This is a genomic window from Imperialibacter sp., assembly GCF_040222815.1.
GTDB lineage: Bacteria > Bacteroidota > Bacteroidia > Cytophagales > Cyclobacteriaceae > Imperialibacter.
Genome location: NZ_JAVKCH010000009.1, coordinates 15,138 through 36,116 on the forward strand (window position 1 = coordinate 15,138; position 20,979 = coordinate 36,116).

The window sequence follows — 20,979 nt, forward strand, 5'->3', positions numbered from 1 at the left end:
GGTCTGTCCCCTGACAGACCAATCTACCGATCAACCCGTTTGCAAAGCTGCTCCATTACCCAGTTTGTTCTTGTGCCAGAAACGCCTGTGCTTGGACATTTTCCCTTGCCGGTCAGTTCGTCTACAATTGTTTGTATGAGGGGTTGCTGAATGTGCCTGGGGATATCAAAGGTCATCCTTTCAGCAGGCTTACCTTCCACTTTTAATGTCACGGAGTGGTCGCTGAAATAAGGGAAAGAGATCTCACCTTTGCTGCCAATGATGGTAGTTACCTCTTCGTCGGAAGCGTCGGAGGTAGCAAAGCACCAGGTTCCCTGTCCAAGCACACCACTTTCAAAGACGAATGAGCCAGTCACAATATCTTCTGCCGGGTAAATGCCTCCCTGGTTGGCAGCATAACCATGGGCGTGTTTTACCCGGCCTAGCAGAAAGTCCAGAATATCCAGTTGATGGCAGCCGAGGTCGTAGAAATAGCCACCGCCAGCCATTTCAGGAAAAATGCGCCAGTTGTCGGGGTCATGCGCCGCACCTACAATATCAGGGTGCAGGGGTTTGTTAAGTTTAATATTCACATACCTCACTTCACCAATAACTCCAGATTCGATCAGCGACTTCACCTTCAGAAAGTTGGGCAGCATTCTGCGGTAGTAGGCGATGAATAGCGGAACGCCAGCTTGCTTGCAGGCATCCACCATGGCCTGGCATTCTGCCGTGCTCCGGGCCATAGGCTTCTCCACATAAACCGGTTTACCTGCCCTAGCAGCCTTGAAGGTATAGTCGGCATGTGATCCAGGGGGTGTGGCGATGTAGATGGCATTGACATCAGGGTCGTTGATCAGCTTATCGGCATCGTCATACCATTTTGGAACGCCATGACGTTTGGCAAAGTCAGCAGCTTTTTCACCATTGCGGCGCATGACAGCCACAAGGCTTGAGTTTTCTATCTTTTGGAAGGCTGGACCGCTTTTTACTTCGCATACATCGCCTACGCCAATGATGCCCCAGCGCACTTCTTTGAGGGTGTTAAACATAAAAATTGTGTCTTTCGTAAAAGCTAAAGATAAAAATAAACCCCAGAACTACGGAGGCATTCTGGGGTTTGGGAAAATTCCCGGTTGAGTTTGTTACATCTGTAGCACCACTGGTCTCTAAAACTCTATTCGATAGCTCAGATTAGGCAAGAAGCCTAGTTGCTGAAAAGTTTCAATTTTATCGGTTCTGCTATCAAAGTATTCCCCAAACACATTGTATCTGGCTGTTACATTCTGGACATTGATTGAAAGGATGGATGAATGCCCGGGTTTGTTGCGGCGGTAGCTTATGCCAACATCCAATCGGGCATAGTCGGGCAGGCGTTGGTCGTAAGCATTTGTATAATCTAACACTGTTCTGTCCTCAGCGATGCTTTGACCAAGATTAATTGGTACTTTGCGGTTGCCGCCAGCATAAATCACCCGGGTATTGAAGCCGAGAAGGTTATCCTTTGTTCTGCCAACCTTAAACTCTTTACCAGCGATGAAATTACCGGTGAAGTTTCCGTTAAAACGTGTATTTCGTTCGATCCCGTCTGCCCCGGTATACTTCGACTGGTACAGTGAAGAAGTCACCGTGTAGTAGAAGCCGTTCGTTAAGAACTTCTCCAGCGTTAGTTCGAGGCCATAGTTGCGCCCGGTTCCGTCGTTGGTCAACGGACGAGTTGTGTAGCCATCTTTGGCGTTCAGCACACTAAATGTTGGTGCCCATTCATCCGTATTTGTCACTTGCGCAATGGGTACATTATAAAGATGCTGATAATAGGCTTCGGCTTTCAGCCGAACGTTCTCTGCCAGTTGTTTTTCATAACCAAGTACAAAATGCCCGGCTTTGCTCATTCCGAGCCCATTGTTGTATTGAACCCTGGCTCCATTCTCTAGGGTTTCACTAGCCAGATAGAGAGACGCCGATTCAAGGCGGCTGTGAAGACCAATACCTGCGGTGATTGATGAGCCGTTGGCTACCGCCCATTTCATTCCAAAACGTGGCTCCAGCGCAAGCTGGTTTTCTAAAAAAAGGTGCGAATAGTGGAACCCTGTGTTCAACGTCAGGTGCTCACCTGCCCGGTACTGCCATTGTGAGAAACCCTGAAGGAACATCATGCTGCCGTCTGCTTCCAGTCCCGTGTAAGTGGTGTCATCAATATTGTGGTAGTAGCTCGAAACAAGGTCGTAGCCGAGGGAGCTTACAATGATGCCAGAGCGCAGCGTGTTGCGGGCGTTGAACTTCTGGTTGAGCATTGTAGACAGCCGATAATCCTTTTTCAGAAAGGATTCCTTGTTGTATACCTGTAGCTTCAGAGAGTCTTCGTCATAAGCGTTTCTGCCCCTGGACGCAGTTAGCTTGGTTTCAACAAAGGTGTCTTTGTTAACAAAATATACGTGCGACAGACCAGCCACGCCCATGTCAGACCGGAAGGTGCTGTTGAACGGGTAGTTTTCTTCCAGATTGGCCACCTCCGTTTGCCTGCTCAGGCCGCCAAGCCCCCATAACGAGAAGGCACCTCCCTTTTCGGTGGGTAGGTGAATTTTGTAGGAAAGGTCCTGGAATACGATCTCCTCATCTCCAAAAATGGGTAACAGCCCCATTTGGTCAAGTAGGGAAAGTGTAGAATAGCGATAATTCACCAGATAGGAAGCTTTTCCGTTTTTCTTCAGCGGACCCTCGACGGCGAAAGCAATACCCAGCACACCGGCTTGAAATGCATACTCACGCTTATCTGTATTTCCCTTGCGCAGGTTAATGTCGAATACCCCACTCAGGGCATTGCCATACTGGGCCGGAAAGGCTCCCGTATAAAAATCTGAATTGGCCAGCATATTGTTGCTCAGGATGCTGATGCCGCCTGCTGCAGAGCCCTCTTCTGCAAAATGATTGGGGTTGGGTACCTCCACACCTTCCACTCTCCATAATAATCCTCTGGGCGAGTTTCCCCGGATCACGATTTCGTTGGTAATATCGTCGCCTGCACCACGTACACCCGCAAACGAGGCGGCCGCCCGGGCCGGATCATCAAAAGTTGCCGCATAACGGCTTGTTTCCTCCACGTTGATGGATTTTGCGCTTACAGTGGCAAAGTCGTTGAGCGGAGCCCCTTTGTCTTGTTCCGAGGCGGTGACAACCACTTCGGCCATTTGAACAATGGATTCGGTCAGGTGAATGTTTAGTACCACTTCCTTTCCAGAGCCCACCAGTACTTCTGGAATTACTTTGTTCTCGTAACCTACAAATGAAATCTGTACATGATGGCGACCAACAGGCACTTTTTCAATTTTGAAATTGCCATCAAGGTCAGTTACCGCACCCTTTATCGGGCTGCTGTTGACGATCATTACCGTAGCGCCGGGAACAGGTGCCAGCGACTGTGCATCCAGCACCTGGCCTTTCACTGTTTGTGTTAAATCCTGACTGGCAAAGGCAAAAGAATATCCTGAAAGCAAGCTGCTCAGCAGCAAGCATTTAAAAAAATTGTGCATATGTCTATTTTGAGATTTTAACTTGCTACAAGGACGATGACCTTCGCCAAAGGTTTCCAAACAATTGTTTACCTGATGATTTTTTTGACAAAAAGGAGGGACTGGTTGACGAAACCGTTGGCTGCATTGGGGGTAGCAGATAGTTCCATTTTAGGTGGCAAATAATTCACCAGAGCCTACTGGGCCATAAAAATCAGACAATTCGTTACTTCTTTCAACAGGAATCACTTAATTCAGTGTTCCTTTGAAACAACACTGTGAAATATTTTAATCATGGACAGACGAACCGCCCTTAAACAAGCCGCCCTTTTTGCTGGTGGAGTGGCGCTCCTGCCATCTTGCTCTTTCGGACCGGAGCGGGTGGCCATGGCACTTAACAATTTGCAGATAGATGCTGGTCAGCAGGATTTGCTCGCCAAAATTGTGCAAACCATTATCCCTTCAGGAGAAATTCCCGGTGCTGACGAGCTTGAAGTCTACAAGTTTGTGCTGGTGATGGCCGACGATTGTATGGACAAGAGTGAGCAAGCTATCTTCACGAGCGGCCTTCAAAAATTCGGCCCCTTTGTGAAAGAAAATTTTGACAAGACGTTTGCAAAAGGCGATCAGGTGTATAAAGAGAAAGTACTGACTGATATCATGGCTATGGAAGATGCTGACGATGCATCTAAACCAGGCCTGAAGGATGTTAAATCATTTCTGGATGCCACCAAGGGCTACACTATTAGGGGCTATATGGCTTCGCAGTACATCTTGACAGAGAAATTCCCCTACAAGCATGTGCCAGGTCCATTTGAGGCATGTGTATCAACTGACGGTTTAATAGTAATGTAATGGCAAATTTTAATATAGACAGCACCAAAGAAAATACCTATGACGCCATCGTTATAGGATCAGGAATGAGTGGGGGATGGGCCGCCAAAGAGCTTGCCGACAAAGGATTGAAGACTCTGATTTTAGAAAGAGGAAGGGATGTGAAGCACAATGTGGATTACCCAACCACTAATATGATGCCCTGGGAGTTCAAGCACCGAATGCAGGTGCCACAGGAAATAGTGGCGGAGAATCCGATAGTAAGCAAGTGTTACAATTTCCGGGAAGATTCAATGCACTTCTTTGTGAAAGACAAGGAGCATCCGTACGTGCAAGAGAAACCTTTTGACTGGATCAGGGGCTATCAGGTAGGTGGCAAGTCCATTATGTGGGCAAGACAAACCCAGCGCTGGAGCGACTTCGACTTTGAGGGCCCGGCCAGAGATGGGTTTGCTGTTGACTGGCCGATCAGGTACAAAGACATTGCTCCCTGGTACAGTTACGTCGAGAAGTTTGTAGGCATTGCCGGCTTCAAAGACGGGCTTCCTAATCTTCCTGATGGCGAGTTTTTGCCAGGTTACGACTTGAATTGCGTGGAAGGCTACTTCAAGGAGAAAGTAGAGTCGACATATAAGGATAGAAATATTATCTCTGCCCGTTGTGCCCACCTTTCCGAGCCCCAGCCTATACATTTGGAGCAGGGAAGGGGCCAATGCATGAACAGAACCTTGTGCCAGCGTGGGTGCCCTTTTGGAGGCTACTTCAATAGTAACTCGTCTACGATTCCATGGGCACTGAAGACTGGAAATGCAACGCTAAGACCATTTTCGGTAGTACATTCCCTGATCTATGATGATGCAAAAGAAAAAGTGACTGGTGTAAGAGTAGTCAATTCCGAATCGAAGGAAATGATCGAGTATTATGCCTCCATCGTATTTGTAAATGCAGGGGCACTTAATACTAATTTGATTCTCCTCAACTCTACGTCTAACCGTTTCCCCAACGGACTAGGTAATGACAACGGCCTCCTTGGAAAGTATGCTGCTTTCCATAACTACAGAGCCAGGGTTTCTGCCCGATATGAAGGGTTTCCTGATAAGACAACAGTAGGACGCAGACCCACTAGTGGATATATACCTCGTTTCCGCAACGTGTACAAGCAGGAAACAGACTTCCTTCGGGGTTACGCTGCCGGCTTCAGTGCCGGCCGCCAGGTGGACAGGAACTATGATGGAGTTGGTGAGTCACTCAAATCAAATTTACTCAACCCTGAATGGGGTGGATGGCGAGTAGGCTCGCATATGATGGGGGAAACTATTCCGAAAGAATCTAACTACTGGGGCATTGACCTAACGCAGAAAGACGAGTGGGGCATTCCATTGCTGAAGGTCAATGTGGACTATGACGACAACGACGAGAAAATGGTGGCTGACTACATAGAGCAGCTAACGGAGATGTTCACAATGGCTGGCTTTACCGACATTCAGTCGAACGATTCCAAACAGGCACCTGGCCTGGATATCCACGAAATGGGGGGTGTGCGCATGGGTAAAGACCCTAAAACGTCGCTGCTTGATAAGTGGAACCGCATGCACCTGGCCAAAAACGTTTTTGTGACCGACGGTGCTTGCATGACCTCCACCAGCACGCAAAACCCATCGCTAACGTATATGGCTCTCACAGCCAGGGCGGTTGACTTTGCGGTGAAGGAAATGCCGAAGGAAACCACCTGAGTAATGAGGGTAACAAACGACTAATGGAATAGGAAGAAATGGTGGGCCAACGCTCACCATTTTTTTGATTATTAGAATAGAGTAATTGACAGGATGCTTCCTAGCTGTTCTCGGACAAATCTTGTGGCTTTTAGCAGCTGAGTCTTCGTTGTATTTTCGCTAATACCCATCTTTTCGCTGATCATTTTTATGCTCTGCTGCTCCATGATTCTTCGCTGAAAAATTTCTTTTCTTTTTTCCGGAAGCTTATCCATAACCGCTTCAATATTCTTCAAACACTCCCGGAAAGTAATCTCATCTTGTGTGGAATTGTCGAGGTCGGAAATCGACGATTTTAAGGTAGCTTCGATGGTATGAATTCTTGCGACTTTTTGTAATTGTTTAAAAGAAAAATCCCTCGCTATTTTATAAATAAGACCTTCTAATGACAGGGAAAGATCTAAGGTGTTTCTCTTGTTCCAGATGGTGATGAAGGTGTCTTGCGTAATTTCTTCTGCAATTTCTTTCGACTTACATATTTTAATTGCAAAGAAATACACCCTTTGAAAGTAGCTGCGGTACAACTCTTCAAAAGCTTCTTTATTGCCATTTTTGATGGCTTCAGTTAGCTGTGGGCGTAGCATTAAGTAGGCGTGTTGTAGGTATTAGTTTTCTCCTAATGTCGAAAAATAGTTTAGAAATAAAAAAAAGTTGCATGCCCAGTCACCCGTTTGTCTCGCTTTTGGGAGATATACATAAAAGGGCAACCAAGTGGAGACTAGCAAAAAGCAAGAGCTATTTCAGAAGTACGTTTCAGGGCAGGCAAGCGATAAGGAAGTCGACTTGCTGATGCACCTGATTGCCGAGGGAGGTACAGACGACCTTGGCGATCTGGTAGAAGGGCTTTGGAGCGAGAATCATTTGTTCCCGTCGATCGACGAAGGTGTCGCTGGCCGTATGAAGGCCGTCGTCATGAAATCGGTAGGGGTCGACGCAACCGAAAAGGTTTCGAGGCTAAAAAAAGAGCCTTCTTACTGGTTGCGGGTGGCTGCCGTTTTATTACCATTGACGGTTATCGGAGCTTTGTTTTATTTAACAAACAGGGCTCCGGATCAAGTTCCCGCTGTTTCCCAAGCAGAAAGTTCGGCGAACGTAGAGAAGGTAAATCCCAAAGGTCAGAAGTCTACGTTTATCTTGTTCGATGGTAGCATGGTTACTTTGAATGCGGACAGCAAATTGACTTATAAGGAGGGCTTTGCCGAAAAAGAACGCAGAGTTACTTTGATAGGGGAGGCGTTCTTCGATGTAGCGAAAGATTCGTTACGCCCTTTCATTATCCAAACAGAACAAATAACTACCCGAGTGCTTGGGACATCTTTTAACGTAAGAGCCTATCCGGGTGCTGAAGAAGTTACTGTTTCGGTAGCAACTGGTCAGGTATCAGTCCAAAAGTCGGAGCAAAGCAGTAAAACTGACGAGGAAGTCGCATTGCTGCTGTTGCCTGGCGAGATGGGTGTGTACAAAAAACAAAATCAATCGCTGAATAAAGCTTCTTTTGACGTTAGAGATTCCTTCGGATGGAAGCACGGTCTGTTATATTTCAAAAATGCGCCGTTTGAACAAGTACTGCACCGATTGGAGCAATGGTACGGGGTTACAATTGTCGTAAAAAAGAAAATTGCTTTGGAGAATGATTTTAGCGGAGCCTACAGAAACAAACCATTAGAACTGGTATTGGAAGGGTTATCTTTTGTCTATGATTTCAAGTATGAAATCGATGGGAAAGAAGTAACGATACGTTGATTTTGAACAATAAAAACACTAGCAGAATTAGATCAGCTTATGAAAACAGATACTAGTTAAAAAAAGAAGTCTCATGATGCCACCAAAACATGGGGATGCTTGACGGCAATCATGAGACAAAGTCCGTGTTCTTGAATTTCGCAAACAAAAACTACTTAGACTATGAAATCAAAAGTACTGAAAAAAATTGCAATTATGTCAAAATACGCTGTTTATGGCATGATTCTGCAGACCGTATTATGCACCCTATTATTTGCCAACAAAGGCGAAGCGCAACGAAAGAGCCTCGATCAAATTCCTGTTACAATCGGACTGAACGACGCCAAGATAGAGGAGGCCTTTTCCAGGATCGAAGGAATCACAGAGTTCGATTTCGCTTATAAAAGAGGTGATCTGGATTCGAAAAAGCGAATCAGTTTAAATGTAAATGAGCAACCGCTTTCTGAGCTCCTGTTGACTATTGCCAGAGAAACGGGGCTACAGTTCAGACGAATTGATGAGACGATCAACGTAAGCAAGGCAAAAGGAGAGGACTTGCTCGTTAGCGAAGAACTGCAAGCGATTAACGAGGCTGATATAGAAATTTTCGGTAAGGTAACAGACAGCGAAAATTTCCCGCTGCCTGGCGTAAACGTGCTCGTGAAGGGTACCACAAATGGTACAATTACCTCGGCCGACGGCATGTTCCGGATCACCGCCGACGAAAACGCCACTTTGACATTCAGTTTTGTTGGCTATAAATCGATTGAGGTGCCGGTCAGTGGCCGTACTAACTTGACAGTAACGTTGCAGGATGATATTGCCAGTTTGGAGGAGATCGTTGTTATCGGTTATGGCAGTGTAAACAAAAGCGATTTAACAGGGGCAGTTTCTTCTTTGAAATCAGACGATCTTAATCCGGGCGTAAACGTTTCCGTCGATCAAATGATGCTGGGCAGGGCTGCCGGGGTGCAAATTACCCAGAGTAGTTCTGAGCCGGGTGGAGGGCTTTCTATCAGAATCCGTGGTTCCAGTTCTATCAATGCTGGTAATGAACCCCTATATGTAATCGACGGCTTTCCAATCGATAATAGCCCCAACCTTTCCTCAGGAGGCGACGCACAATTGGCTACTAACCAAAGTCCAAGGAATCCCCTGAATGCCCTTAACCCCAATGATATAGAGTCGATTGAAATCCTGAAAGATGCCTCTGCGACAGCCATTTATGGATCCAGAGGTGCGAACGGTGTCATTTTGGTGACAACTAAAAAGGGTAAGAATGACAGACTTACGGCCAGCTATAACGCATATGGAGGCTCTCAGAATGTTGCCAAAAAGATGGACTTGCTCACTACTTCTCAATACATCGATCTGATGAATGATCTTTCTGTTGTGCAGGGCAATGCGGAAGTTTTTAGTGCTGTAGACAGAAGTACTATTGGGGCAGGCGTTGACTGGCAGGATGAGATTTACAGACCAGCTTCTGTAACAGATCACAATTTGTCGCTCACAGGCGGAAACCAGAGCACCTCAGTATTTGCGTCGGTTAACTATTTTGACCAGAAAGGTGTGGTCAAAAACTCCGGTATCAAAAAGTATATCGGGCGGATTAATCTTGACACAAAGATTGGCGACAAATTTAATGTCGGATTGAACCTTAACACAAGTTTAGTCACTGACAACAACAGCATAGACGGCCTCAATACCAACGAAAATGCAGGGCCTATTTATGCCTCCTTACTCTATGACCCGACCGAGTCAATTTATGCGCCCGATGGTTCGTTCAGTCAATCGCCGTTTCTGACGGTTAATAACCCGGTAAGTCTTATTGAGGGCATCAAAAGTGAAAACGAAACGAACCGGACTTTCGGAAATATTAATGCCTCCTATCAAATACTTGAAGGACTATCAGCGAAGATTAATTTTGGAAGTGACCGCCAGGTTTCACGAAGGGATATATATAATTCTCGTTTGACCCTTCGAGGTGGTCCGGCTGGTGGAATCGCAAATATTTCAGTGCTGGAGCGAACAAATTACCTTGTTGAGTATACGATGAATTACAGCAGGGACATCAATGAGAATAATTCATTTTCTGTTTTAGGTGGTACTACGTATCAGCAATTTGATACCAGGGCATTTGCAGCAACAATTAATTCTTTTCCGACTGACGCACTGGGCACAGGAAACCTGGGTCTGGGAGATACCAACAATGATGACCTTTCAAGTAACCGAGAGCAGAACACGTTAGTGTCTTATTTGGGCCGTGTGAACTACAATTTAATGAAGAAGTTCCTGTTCACTGGCTCAATCCGGGCAGATGGATCTTCACGTTTCGGGGCGAACGATAAATTTGGCTACTTTCCTTCTTTTGCTGTCGGCTGGAAGTTGACAGAAGAGGACTTTATTCCTGTAGCCTTTGAAGAGTTGAAGCTAAGGGCAAGTTGGGGTCAGACGGGCAATCAGGAAATTGGTAACTATGCCTCGCAGCTAACTTTTGGTGCGGGTCCCAACGTGGCGTTCAACAATGCGCCGCAAGTGAGTGTCATTCCTAGCCGAATCGCTAATCCGGATCTTAGATGGGAGACCACAGAGCAAATTAACGTAGGGGTTGACGTAAGCATCCTCGCTGGAAGAGTAAGCGGTACACTTGATTACTTTTCAAAAGACACCAGAGACCTTCTGTTCAACCTGCCCTTGCCGCTGGCATCGGGCTATAGCTCAATACTCACCAATGTGGGTAGAGTGCAGAATAGAGGCGTAGAATTATTGATCAACTCTTCGAACATTTCTACTACTAATTTTCAATGGAAATCTTCGTTCAATATATCTGCCATAAGGAATAAAGTGATTGACCTTGGGCGGGTGGATCAAATTGAAACCGGAAATATTCAGGCGGTTGGTAACACGGCCATCATCAAAGAAGGTTCGCCGTTGGCTTCTTATTATGGTTACAATATGATCGGAATTTTCCAGCAAGGTGACGACATAGCCAATTCGCCTCAGCCATCAGCTCAGCCTGGCTTTCCTATGTTCGCCGACCTCAATGGCGACGGAGCAATTACTCCTCTTGATCAGACCATCATAGGAAGCCCATTTCCAGACTTTACCTTTGGCTTTCAGAACTCTATCTCTTACAAAAACTGGCAATTGGATTTGTTTTTCCAGGGCCTCCAGGGAATTGATTTGCTGAACATAAATGTCATCGAAAGTCTATATCCAGCAAACTTTAGAAGAAATAGGCTTGCCGATCAGTCACTAGACAGATGGACTCCGGAAAATACAGACGCCAAATGGCCTTCCGGTGTGAACCCGAATGCATATGGGGCGGGAAAGGTGTCCACCATGGTACTGCAGGACGGATCATACATCCGATTGAAGAATGTGCAGTTAAGTTATACTGTTCCCACGGTAAATATGGACTTCCTTAGTTCACTTAGGCTGTACTGCACAGCTCAGAACGTGTTCACAATTACCGATTACGTGGGCTTTGACCCGGAGGCGAATTCCTTCGGTAGCAGTAATGTGAGAGTAGACTATAGTAGCTATCCCCTGGCAAGGACGTTTATTGTCGGGTTGAATGCGAAGTTCTAATCATTATTCACTTAAAAGCTATTTACAATGAAATCATATACAAAAAAGATCATTCTGTTTTTCTTATTGATATCAGGGTTTTCATGCCAGGACCAGCTTGAGGAAGAGATTTTTTCTCAGCTTTCACCGGAGTCATTATTTACAACAGAATCGGGTGCCACCTCTGTGCTAAATGGCGCCTATGCCTATGCGCACCGCTCAGGAGCTGTTGAGAGCTGGGCTCCTTTCTTTATGGGAGGGATGACCGCCGGCGAAATTTGGGGAGCTGGTGGTTCAATTGAATCCTTGTGGGTTAACCTGATAGAGTTTACATGGGACAGTAATCACTCCCAAATTCAATCTATGTGGACTGTCTATTTTAATGCAGTTCGAAATGCGAATATAGTTTTGGATAATATCGATAATGATTCTTTCTCTCCCGAATTCATTGCCCAAACAACTGCTGAAGCAAATTTTATCAGAGGATGGGCATATTCGGAACTATATAATCTTTTTGGTGCTGTTCCTCTTTATAAAACCTCATCCGACAGCCCCCTACAGCCACGTGCTACCGAAGCAGAAGTTACTTCGTTTATTGAGCAGGAACTTCAACAAGCTGCTGCAGTATTGCCTTTAGAAGCCAGGGCTTTTGGAAGAGCGACGAAGGGTGCCGCTTTGGGTGTATTGTGTAAGTATTATATGAATACCAACCAATGGCAAAATGCGGCCAGCATTTCAAAGCAGATAATGGACTTAGGGTACTATGGTTTGGAAGCCGATTATTACGATGTTTTCAACATCAATAATGAAGAGAACAAGGAAATCATATGGTCCATGACCAAAGTATCTACAGGAGCATCCCAGCAATTGAATGCGCTGGTTTTTCCACCAGATTACCCAAGGCCTTACCCAAATAATGGAGTTTTTGCAGCAAGAACTTACTTGTTTGACGAATTTGTCAATTCTTTTGAGGAGACTGATAGTCGGTCATCGCTGATCATCACAGAATATGTAAGTACTGCCTCCGGCGCCACGGTTCCTGGTCTGGGAGTCAACCGTTCATTCCCCTACAAATATGAATTTGATCCAAATGCAGTAGGTTCACAGGCGGGCAACGATTTCCCTATCGTTCGTTATGCAGATATTCTGCTATCAAGGGCAGAGGCACTCAATGAGCTTTCCGGCCCATCCCAGGAAGCAATCGACTTGATCAATGAGGTGAGAGTGAGAGCAAATGCAACGCCATTGACGCTTTCCGGATTCGACCAGGAATCGCTCAGAGATGCTATTTTACAAGAGAGAGCCTGGGAGTTTTACTTCGAAGGCAAAAGAAGAGAAGACCTTATCAGGCAAGGTAGATTTATCTCCGATGCCATTGCCAGAGGAAAAAATGCCCAGCCTTTTCACGTGCTTTTCCCTATCCCTCAGGTAGAATTAGATGCGAGTGATCTGATTCAACAAAACGTAGGTTACTAATTCATGATTTGGAGTTATATGCCTATGCACGCATCTGATATCGCTTTCAAGTGAGACGTCGTTAGACGAAATCACCTGGAACCGAATTTGTTGCTAAGCTGCGACCTGCTTTGGTTTTATTACCCGACAGGTCGCAGAATAGCGCAAGCCAATGGGTAAGACCGTGTTGCAGAAAATACAGGTCTGATAGAAATAGGGGTATTAAATGTAGTTGTTTTAAACTAACCAAGTAATACAAAAAAGCAATGATGAACCGTTTACTATATGCGTTGGTATTTACTTTTCCGGTGGTCACATTTTTTTCCTGTACCTCCACTACTGAGATAAGTAAAGAATCAAAGCGTCCCAATATTGTCTTTATCATGTCTGACGATCATGCCTACCAGGCTATCTCTGCTTATGATACCAGTCTTATCAGAACGCCTAATATTGATCGTATAGCGAAAATGGGCATGCTTTTTACAAATGCGAGTGTGACAAATTCGATCTGTGCGCCTTCAAGAGCAACTATTCTCACAGGCAAGCATTCTCATGTCAATGGAAAAATAGATAATTACTTTCCTTTTGATACGACCAATGTGACATTTCCTCAGTTGCTTCAGGACGCTGGCTATCAGACGGCCATGTTTGGTAAGCTCCATTTTGGTAATAATCCTAAAGGCTTTGATCAGTTCAAGATTCTTCCCGGCCAGGGACTGTACTATAATCCTGATTTCATCACCAAGAACGAAGGGAATATTAAGGTAGAGGGCTATGTGACTGATATTATCACTGACATGACCCTGGACTGGCTTCAAAAAGAAAGAAAAGAGGAAGACCCTTTCCTCTTAATGTATTTGCACAAAGCTCCTCACAGGCAGTGGCTTCCGGCAGGGCGCCACCTTGCTGAGTACACCAGCAGGACTTTCCGTGAACCGGCAACTCTTTTCGACGACTACTCCGGACGTGGAGCTGCTGCCCATCAGGCAGAAATGAATCTGCTGGACCATATGAACTGGGCCGGTGATTCTAAAATTGAACCGGAAGTAATGGATGAGCTGGGCATTGCGGAAACGGCCGTTTGGGATAAATACGCCTTCACAATGGAAGTGGGGCGCCAAAACCCCGAACAACGTGCCAATTGGGACAAATACTACAAGCCCATCAACGAGGCGTTCAAAAAGAATTATCCCAGCATGAGCAGGGAAGACCAGATGAAATGGAGGTACCAACGCTACATGCAGGACTATCTTGGTTGCATCGCTTCTGTAGACGAAGGCGTCGGAAGGGTGCTCGACTACCTGGAAGCAAACGGCTTAATGGAAAACACGATCATCGTGTACACGTCCGATCAGGGCTTCTACCTTGGTGAGCACGGTTGGTTCGACAAGCGGTTTATTTATAACGAGTCGTTCAAAACGCCACTGCTGGTGTCGTGGCCGGGCAAAGTGAAGGCCGACACACGTTCTGATGAAATGGTGCAGAACCTGGATTTCGCCCAGACCTTTCTTGATGCGGCTGGTGTAGCAGCACCTACCGACATGCAGGGTGAAAGCCTGATGCCGCTATTGACTGGCAACACCGACAAATGGACCCGTGATGCGGTATACTATCACTACTACGAGTACCCTGCGGTGCATATGGTAAAGCGTCACTACGCTGTCGTTACTAAAGAACACAAGCTGGTTCACTACTACTTTGATGTAGATGAGTGGGAATTGATAGACAGAATGAATGATCCCATGGAATTGACAAACGTCTATGATGACCCGGCCTATGCCGAAGTGAAGAAAGAGCTGCATTCAAAGCTGGATCAACTTCGTGAAAAATACGGTGATTCGGGCCAGATTAGCCAGGATTACCTTGACAGGTATCTCGATGACCTTGCTGCTGGCAAAGGCAGGTTCGGAATGGATTCCGTGATGCTCGACAATATTTTGAAAAAGACAGGCAGGTAGCTAATTACAATCATGCTTTTTAATCAAAAAATTCAAAACAGCTTATCTCATGAGTCTCATTAAAAAATTGTTGGTCATCTGTCTGATGGGAAATGGGGCAGTCGCTTATGCGCAATCAACTCCCAATATCCTTCTGATATTGACTGATGATCAGGGATATCACGATGTTTCTTATTATGGAACTGAAGACATCCAAACACCGAATATCGATGCGATCACCGCAAGTGGCATGCGCTTCGACAACTTCTATGCAAATTGCCCGGTTTGTTCGCCCACAAGGGCTGCTTTATTAACCGGACGATACCAGGACCATGTTGGCGTGCCCGGGGTGATCAGAACCTACTCAAATAACAATTGGGGCTATTTGGATCCGCAAGCAATTCTGCTGCCCCGTAAGTTGAAGGAAGCTGGATATCATACCGCCATTGTTGGCAAATGGCACCTTGGTCTTGAGTCGCCGAACATACCCAACGACCGGGGCTTCGATTATTTTCATGGATGGCTGGGCGACATGATGGACGATTATTGGGCACATCGCCGGCACGATCTCAACTACATGAGGCACAATAATGAGGTAATTGACCCCAAGGGCCATGCCACTGATTTGTTTACCCAGTGGTCAGTTGATTATATAAAAAACCAGGCAAAAGATAGCAAGCCCTTCTTTTTGTATCTGGCCTACAATGCACCCCATTTTCCTGTGCAGCCACCTGCCGACTGGCTGGAAAGGGTAAAGAAACGTGAGCCCAACATTACCGACACACGTGCATCATTAGTGGCGTTTATCGAACACCTCGACGATGGCATAGGGAAAGTAATTCAGGCACTGAAAGAAAGTGGTCAGTATGACAATACCTTGATTATTTTCAGTAGCGACAACGGAGGCCACCTCCCAAGCGAGGCTAACAACGGACCGTTGAGAGACGGTAAACAAAGTATGTACGAAGGAGGGTTAAAAGTACCAACCAGCATGGGCTGGACGGGCAAAATAAAATCCGGTACTGTGTCAACCCAAATAAACCTAAGCATGGACCTCTATCCGACCTTGCTTGAAGTAGCCGGCGTAAAGGCCAACGAACCAATAGAGGGCAGAAGCTTTCTGTCGACTTTGCTTGGCGGGCCACCTCCGGCAGAAAACCGTGCGATGTATTTTACAAGGCGAGAAGGTGGGACCGACTACGGTGGATTGTCGAGCTATGCACTCAGACTCGGCGACTGGAAGTTGATTCAGAATAAACCTTACCAGCCCTTGGAGCTGTATAACATGAAGGAGGATCCAAAAGAACAGACGAATGTAATTGAAGAAAACCCTGATGTTTATAAGAAGCTTAATGCCTTGCTCATGGAGCATATCCAGCGGGGAGGTCAGGTGCCATGGCAAAAACCAATACCTAATAAATGAAAATGAGAAAAGTAGTTTGGTGGGGTGTTATAAAGCTCCCGGCATGATAAGTGGTGCCGGGACGCTTTATACACACTTTTAATAATCGTGACTACTTCAAAACTAACTTATAAACTGACTCTAATGGAAAATGAAAAAAGAAAAGTAGCAAACATCAAATGGTTATCGCTTATCCTTTTGATTGTGTCTTATGGTTATGTTGTTGCAGGCGAAAACAGAAAGGCAGACGGTCCCAAATTGCCAGCAAAACCCAATTTCATCATTTTGTTTGCCGATGACCTTGGTTATGGAGATCTCAGCTCCTACGGACACCCTACCATTCGGACACCCTACCTCGATCAAATGGCCAATGAGGGTCAGAAGTGGACCAACTTCTACGTCGGCGCCAGCGTGTGCACCCCGAGCCGTGCTGCCCTGCTTACAGGCAGGTATCCGGTCAGAAGTGGTATGGCCAGCCCTGTTCATAGGGTGCTTTTTCCTGATTCGAAGAACGGACTACCTGCCAATGAAATAACACTCGCTGAGCAGCTGAAAAGCGCAGGATACGCCACCGCTTGTGTAGGTAAATGGCACCTGGGTCACAAAGAGCAATATCTTCCTACCAGCCACGGGTTTGATAGTTACTATGGCATTCCCTACAGCAACGATATGGACAACGTTGTGCCATTTCGTGGCCCCTCCGGCTACATGGAGTTTTGGAAATCGGAAGCACGAAAGGATATCAACTCGTTTAATGTGCCTTTGATGCGCAACACCGAAATAGTCGAGCGCCCAGCCGAACAGCACACGATCACCAAAAGATACACCGATGAGTCCATCAAGTTCATGAAGGAAAATAAGGATAAGTCGTTCTTCCTCTATCTTGCCTACAACCTGCCCCATGTTCCTTTATTTGCGTCAAAAGATTTTGAGGGAAAAAGCCCGAGAGGGATATATGGAGATGTGGTCGAGGAGATTGATTTTAGTGTTGGTCAAATACTCAAATCCATTCGAGAGATGGGCCTTGCGGAAAACACGGTAGTCGTTTTCACCTCTGATAATGGCCCGTGGCTGATTATGAATGATGAAGGAGGAAGCGCAGGCTTGCTTCGCAACGGCAAAGGATCTACCTGGGAAGGCGGTATGCGTGAGCCATGTATATTTTGGTCGCCGGGTAATATCAAGCCTGGCATAGTTACTGGCATAGGCACCACCATGGACTTATACACTACCTTTAGCAAAATGGCCGGGGTTAAGATCCCTGCCGACAGGGTAGTTGACGGCGTCGATCTCACTCCGACCCTTCTGGAAGGGAAGAAAAGCCCTCGTGAGGACATGTTTTTCTACCGGGGAGATAAGCTTTATGCAGTAAGACTAGGCGACTTCAAAGCCCACTTTATCACTCAGGACGCCTATGGTCCCGATGTAATGGAACACAGCCCTCCGCTTCTCTACAACCTGAACATAGATCCCTCTGAACAGTATGATATTTCCGCTCAGAATCCGGATGTCATACAGCGGATAAATCAGGTTGTGAAGCTGCACAGTGAAAAAATGGTGAAGGGCGAGGACATGCTCAAAGACAGGGAAGGCACTGGATCAAAATAAATGAGCCCTTGAACGCGGTGTAATCGCCGTGTTCAATTTTACCAGATAGGGTGTCCCTTATCTGCCACGTAATGCTTTTTTAATGAAACGAATACTAAATATCGCGTTGGCAATCACTATTGCCTGCCTTGAGCCGTCGTTAGCAATTAAGTCATATGCCCGGCAGGGGGACGATCGGCCCAATATTGTGTGGATCGTTTGCGAAGATATAGGGCCTTACCTTGGAGCTTACGGATATAATGGCGTCAAGACGCCAAATATTGACCAGCTAGCCCGGGAGGGTGAGCTGTATACAAAAGCCTACACCACGGCTGGCGTATGCGCTCCGAGCCGGTCGGCACTGATAACAGGCATGTACCAGACCTCCATCGGCGCCATGCACATGCGTACATTAAACGCTAACAGTCCTGACAATACCCCGGTACCGTCCTATTCAGCTGTTATCCCACCATATGTTAAGTGCTTCCCTGAGTATTTAAGATTGGCTGGCTACTATACTACCAACAATGAGAAACAGGATTACCAGTTTGAAGCGCCCGTGACGGTTTGGGATGAAAACAGTGCGGCAGCATCGTGGAAAAATCGTGCACCGAAGCAGCCGTTCTTTTCCGTTTTTAATTTGGCAATTACGCACGAAATGAACCTGTTTGTTCTTGAAGATGAGCCATTTACAGTAGATCCCAAGGGTGTCTTGGTGCCGCCTTTTTACAACCAAACAGAAACAGCCGCAAAGGCTGTTGCCAGGCAACTCACCAATATTGAGAAAATGGACACTCACGTGGGAGAGATTATTGCCAAGCTGAAAGCCGACGGCTTGTATGACGATAGCTGGATCATGTTTTACAGTGATCACGGGGGAGCGTTGCCCTGGATGAAGCGTGAGCTTCTGGAACGGGGTACTCATATTCCGTTCATTGTGAAGTATCCTAAAGGTCAGAAGGCTGGTTCTGTGAATAATAATTTGATCAGTGCTGTCGATTTTGCACCAACAGTTTTGTCGATTGCAGGCGTGTCGATCCCAAATTATATGGAGGGGCAGGCGTTTCTGGGTAAACAAAGGGCCGAGTATTCACGGCAATATATTTTTGCAGCCCGAGACAGAGTGGCTACCCGATATGACAGGGTAAGGGCAGTGAGCGACGGACGGTTTAAATACCTTTACAATTACATGCCAGACCTGCCATACTACCAGGATCTCAACTATCGAAAGGCTATTCCGCTGATGAAAGAGATCCTGGAATTGCACGAAAAAGGACAATTGAATCCATTGATGAGCAAATGGTTCGGCAGCAAACCACAGGAAGAACTTTACGACACGGAAACAGACCCCGACGAAATCAAGAACCTGATTAACGACCCCGTCTATGCAGCCAAATTGCAAGAGATGCGTGCGGCATTTAACACCTGGAGTTCAGTTTCAGGTGATATGGGAAGCCTTTCCGAAAAGGAAATGTTAGCCTTGTGGTGGAGGGGTGAGGATTCAGCGCCACAGACGGCGGTGCCGGTTGTGATTCGAAGCGAAAGCGGTATAAAACTGCATTGCGACACCGAAGGAGCGTCGATGGGCTACCAGATAAAAAAACGTGGATCGTCAGCCAGTGCTTTATCTCATGAGATTCTGTCTTATGATTTTGCAAGCATGGGTGGCCGTGCAGGTAAAAACGGAGAATGGTTTTCGTCAGATCGGCCGTGGACGGTATATAGTGCTGATAACCCGATCACTTTATCACGAGGCGATACATTGACGGTGAAGGCAATGAGAATCGGTTTCCAGGAGTCAAGACTGACATATGTCGAACATGGAAATTAATTTTCCAACTCAAATAGGCATGGTACGATTTAGTTCAATCGTGTAATTAACCTTTATATTTTCAAAATGATGACGAACTTTGCATGATGAAAAATTTGACCTCCACTGCAAGACCTTTATACCTTGGCCTTTTTTGCGTGTTATTTGCCTCCTGTGACGACGGAAAGCCCGATAGGAATTCGCAAGGTGCTGCTTCACCTCCTTCAAATATTCCGGAGGAAATGGTCTATATCCCGTCTGGCTCCTTCACTATGGGTGGTAAGTCCGATCAGGCTTCACCCAATGAGTACCCTAACCATCAAGTAGAGGTTTCCGCCTTTTTCATGGATGAGCATGAGGTAACCAATGCACAGTTCAAAGCATTTGTAGATGTCACGGGTTATGTCACTATTGCAGAAAGAGCCATCGATTGGCAGGAAATGGCCAAGCAGCTGCCTCCTGGCACACCTAAGCCAGCGGATTCAATCCTGGCACCAGGCTCCCTTGTTTTTCGGGCAACTGAAGGCCCTGTCAACCTCAGAGACTACAGCCAATGGTGGGAGTGGGTGATTGGGGCCAACTGGCAGCACCCCGAAGGCACAGGGTCATCCCTTGAAGGGAAAATGAATTTTCCTGTTGTGCACATCGCCTACGACGATGCCCTGGCCTACGCTGAGTGGGCTGGTAAGAGACTGCCTACTGAAGCGGAGTGGGAGTGGGCCTCAATGGGAGGCCAGGAAGGAGTGAAATACCCCTGGGGCAATGAATCGGTCGAGACAGCCTTCACCAAAGCCAATTTCTGGCAGGGCTTCTTTCCCTACGATAACGAGGTAAAGGATGGCTTTTTTGGTGCTGCGCCGGTCAAGTCATTCCCAGCCAATGGCTATGGGCTATATGATATGGCCGGAAATGTATGGGAATGGTGCTCCGACAAATACCATGAAGAAGCCTACAAAATGGCTGAGGAGCAGGGTAAAGTGGAAAACCCTAAAGGGCCGGATGCCTTCTACGACCCCAACGAGCCCTATGCTGAAAAGCATGTGGTACGAGGAGGCTCTTTTCTGTGCAACGACAGCTACTGTAGTGGCTACCGTGTAGCCCGCCGTATGAGCTCCAGCCACGACTCCGGCCTTAATCATACGGGGTTCAGGTGTGTGAAGGATATTTAGAAAAATTAACTATTTGCCAGCTCTTTTTCGTAGTGAAGTAGGATAATATCGTTTGCTGCAAGGGGTAATTCGGCTATTGTCTCACCCTTCAAGTTCGCAAATTCAATTTCAAAGGCTGAACTGCTGTGAACCTCCACTACGGTTCCAACCTGCCCCGACACCAGACCAAACTCAGGCATATCTTTAACGAGAGCAACAGTGTCGAGTAGTTTTATTTTTGTTCTTTTCATTAC

General features: G+C 46.5%; 14 protein-coding genes. 10 read left to right on the forward strand and 4 right to left on the reverse strand.

Features of this window, described 5'->3' with window-relative positions:
- Window positions 1–23: 23 nt before the first annotated feature.
- Together RIF36_RS01745 and RIF36_RS01750 are read right to left on the reverse strand one after the other, a co-directional pair.
- Complete coding sequence (locus RIF36_RS01745) at window positions 24–1,031, reverse strand: Gfo/Idh/MocA family protein (protein WP_350126977.1); 1,008 nt, start codon at window positions 1,029–1,031, stop codon at window positions 24–26.
- A 117-nt stretch (window positions 1,032–1,148) separates the two neighbouring features.
- On the reverse strand, window positions 1,149–3,509 hold the full coding sequence (locus RIF36_RS01750) for a TonB-dependent receptor (RefSeq protein ID WP_350126974.1): 2,361 nt from the start codon (window positions 3,507–3,509) through the stop codon (window positions 1,149–1,151).
- A 273-nt stretch (window positions 3,510–3,782) separates the two neighbouring features.
- Here RIF36_RS01750 and RIF36_RS01755 point away from each other — a divergent pair, with 273 nt between their 5' ends.
- Together RIF36_RS01755 and RIF36_RS01760 are read left to right on the forward strand one after the other, a co-directional pair.
- Window positions 3,783–4,343 carry a gluconate 2-dehydrogenase subunit 3 family protein gene (locus RIF36_RS01755; protein WP_350087321.1) on the forward strand — a complete coding sequence of 187 codons (561 nt, stop codon included), beginning with the start codon at window positions 3,783–3,785 and terminating at the stop codon, window positions 4,341–4,343.
- On the forward strand, window positions 4,343–6,055 hold the full coding sequence (locus tag RIF36_RS01760) for a GMC oxidoreductase (RefSeq protein WP_350126971.1): 1,713 nt from the start codon (window positions 4,343–4,345) through the stop codon (window positions 6,053–6,055). The genes RIF36_RS01755 and RIF36_RS01760 overlap by 1 nt, the downstream gene beginning before the upstream one ends.
- 71 nt (window positions 6,056–6,126) lie before the next feature.
- Here the strand turns inward: RIF36_RS01760 and RIF36_RS01765 are convergent, their stop codons facing one another.
- On the reverse strand, window positions 6,127–6,678 hold the full coding sequence (locus tag RIF36_RS01765) for an RNA polymerase sigma factor (protein ID WP_350076525.1): 552 nt from the start codon (window positions 6,676–6,678) through the stop codon (window positions 6,127–6,129).
- A gap of 127 nt (window positions 6,679–6,805) precedes the next feature.
- Between RIF36_RS01765 and RIF36_RS01770 the strand changes: the two genes are divergently transcribed.
- The 8 genes from RIF36_RS01770 (at window position 6,806) to RIF36_RS01805 (ending at window position 20,746) form a co-directional block, all read left to right on the forward strand.
- Window positions 6,806–7,837, forward strand: a complete 1,032-nt coding sequence (locus tag RIF36_RS01770) for a FecR family protein (RefSeq protein ID WP_350087327.1) — start codon at window positions 6,806–6,808, stop codon at window positions 7,835–7,837.
- 162 nt (window positions 7,838–7,999) lie between these two features.
- A complete protein-coding gene (locus RIF36_RS01775) occupies window positions 8,000–11,407 on the forward strand; it encodes a TonB-dependent receptor (RefSeq protein ID WP_350126968.1) in 3,408 nt (1,135 codons plus the stop codon).
- Between the two features lie 27 nt (window positions 11,408–11,434).
- On the forward strand, window positions 11,435–12,862 hold the full coding sequence (locus RIF36_RS01780) for a RagB/SusD family nutrient uptake outer membrane protein (RefSeq protein ID WP_350076531.1): 1,428 nt from the start codon (window positions 11,435–11,437) through the stop codon (window positions 12,860–12,862).
- Window positions 12,863–13,110: 248 nt separating this feature from the next.
- The gene (locus RIF36_RS01785) at window positions 13,111–14,799 is read left to right on the forward strand and encodes a sulfatase family protein (RefSeq protein ID WP_350076533.1); all 1,689 of its coding nucleotides are present in this window, start codon (window positions 13,111–13,113) and stop codon (window positions 14,797–14,799) included.
- Between the two features lie 49 nt (window positions 14,800–14,848).
- Entirely contained in the window at window positions 14,849–16,201 is a 1,353-nt protein-coding gene (locus RIF36_RS01790; protein ID WP_350076535.1) for a sulfatase family protein, read from the forward strand.
- A 123-nt stretch (window positions 16,202–16,324) separates the two neighbouring features.
- Window positions 16,325–17,788, forward strand: a complete 1,464-nt coding sequence (locus RIF36_RS01795) for a sulfatase family protein (RefSeq protein WP_350126965.1) — start codon at window positions 16,325–16,327, stop codon at window positions 17,786–17,788.
- An 82-nt stretch (window positions 17,789–17,870) separates the two neighbouring features.
- Complete coding sequence (locus RIF36_RS01800) at window positions 17,871–19,598, forward strand: sulfatase family protein (protein WP_350126962.1); 1,728 nt, start codon at window positions 17,871–17,873, stop codon at window positions 19,596–19,598.
- A gap of 83 nt (window positions 19,599–19,681) precedes the next feature.
- The gene (locus RIF36_RS01805; protein WP_350149304.1) at window positions 19,682–20,746 is read left to right on the forward strand and encodes a formylglycine-generating enzyme family protein; all 1,065 of its coding nucleotides are present in this window, start codon (window positions 19,682–19,684) and stop codon (window positions 20,744–20,746) included.
- Between the two features lie 5 nt (window positions 20,747–20,751).
- Here RIF36_RS01805 and RIF36_RS01810 read toward each other — a convergent pair whose 3' ends face one another.
- On the reverse strand, window positions 20,752–20,976 hold the full coding sequence (locus RIF36_RS01810) for a DUF4926 domain-containing protein (RefSeq protein ID WP_350126956.1): 225 nt from the start codon (window positions 20,974–20,976) through the stop codon (window positions 20,752–20,754).
- Between the last annotated feature and the right edge of the window lie 3 nt (window positions 20,977–20,979).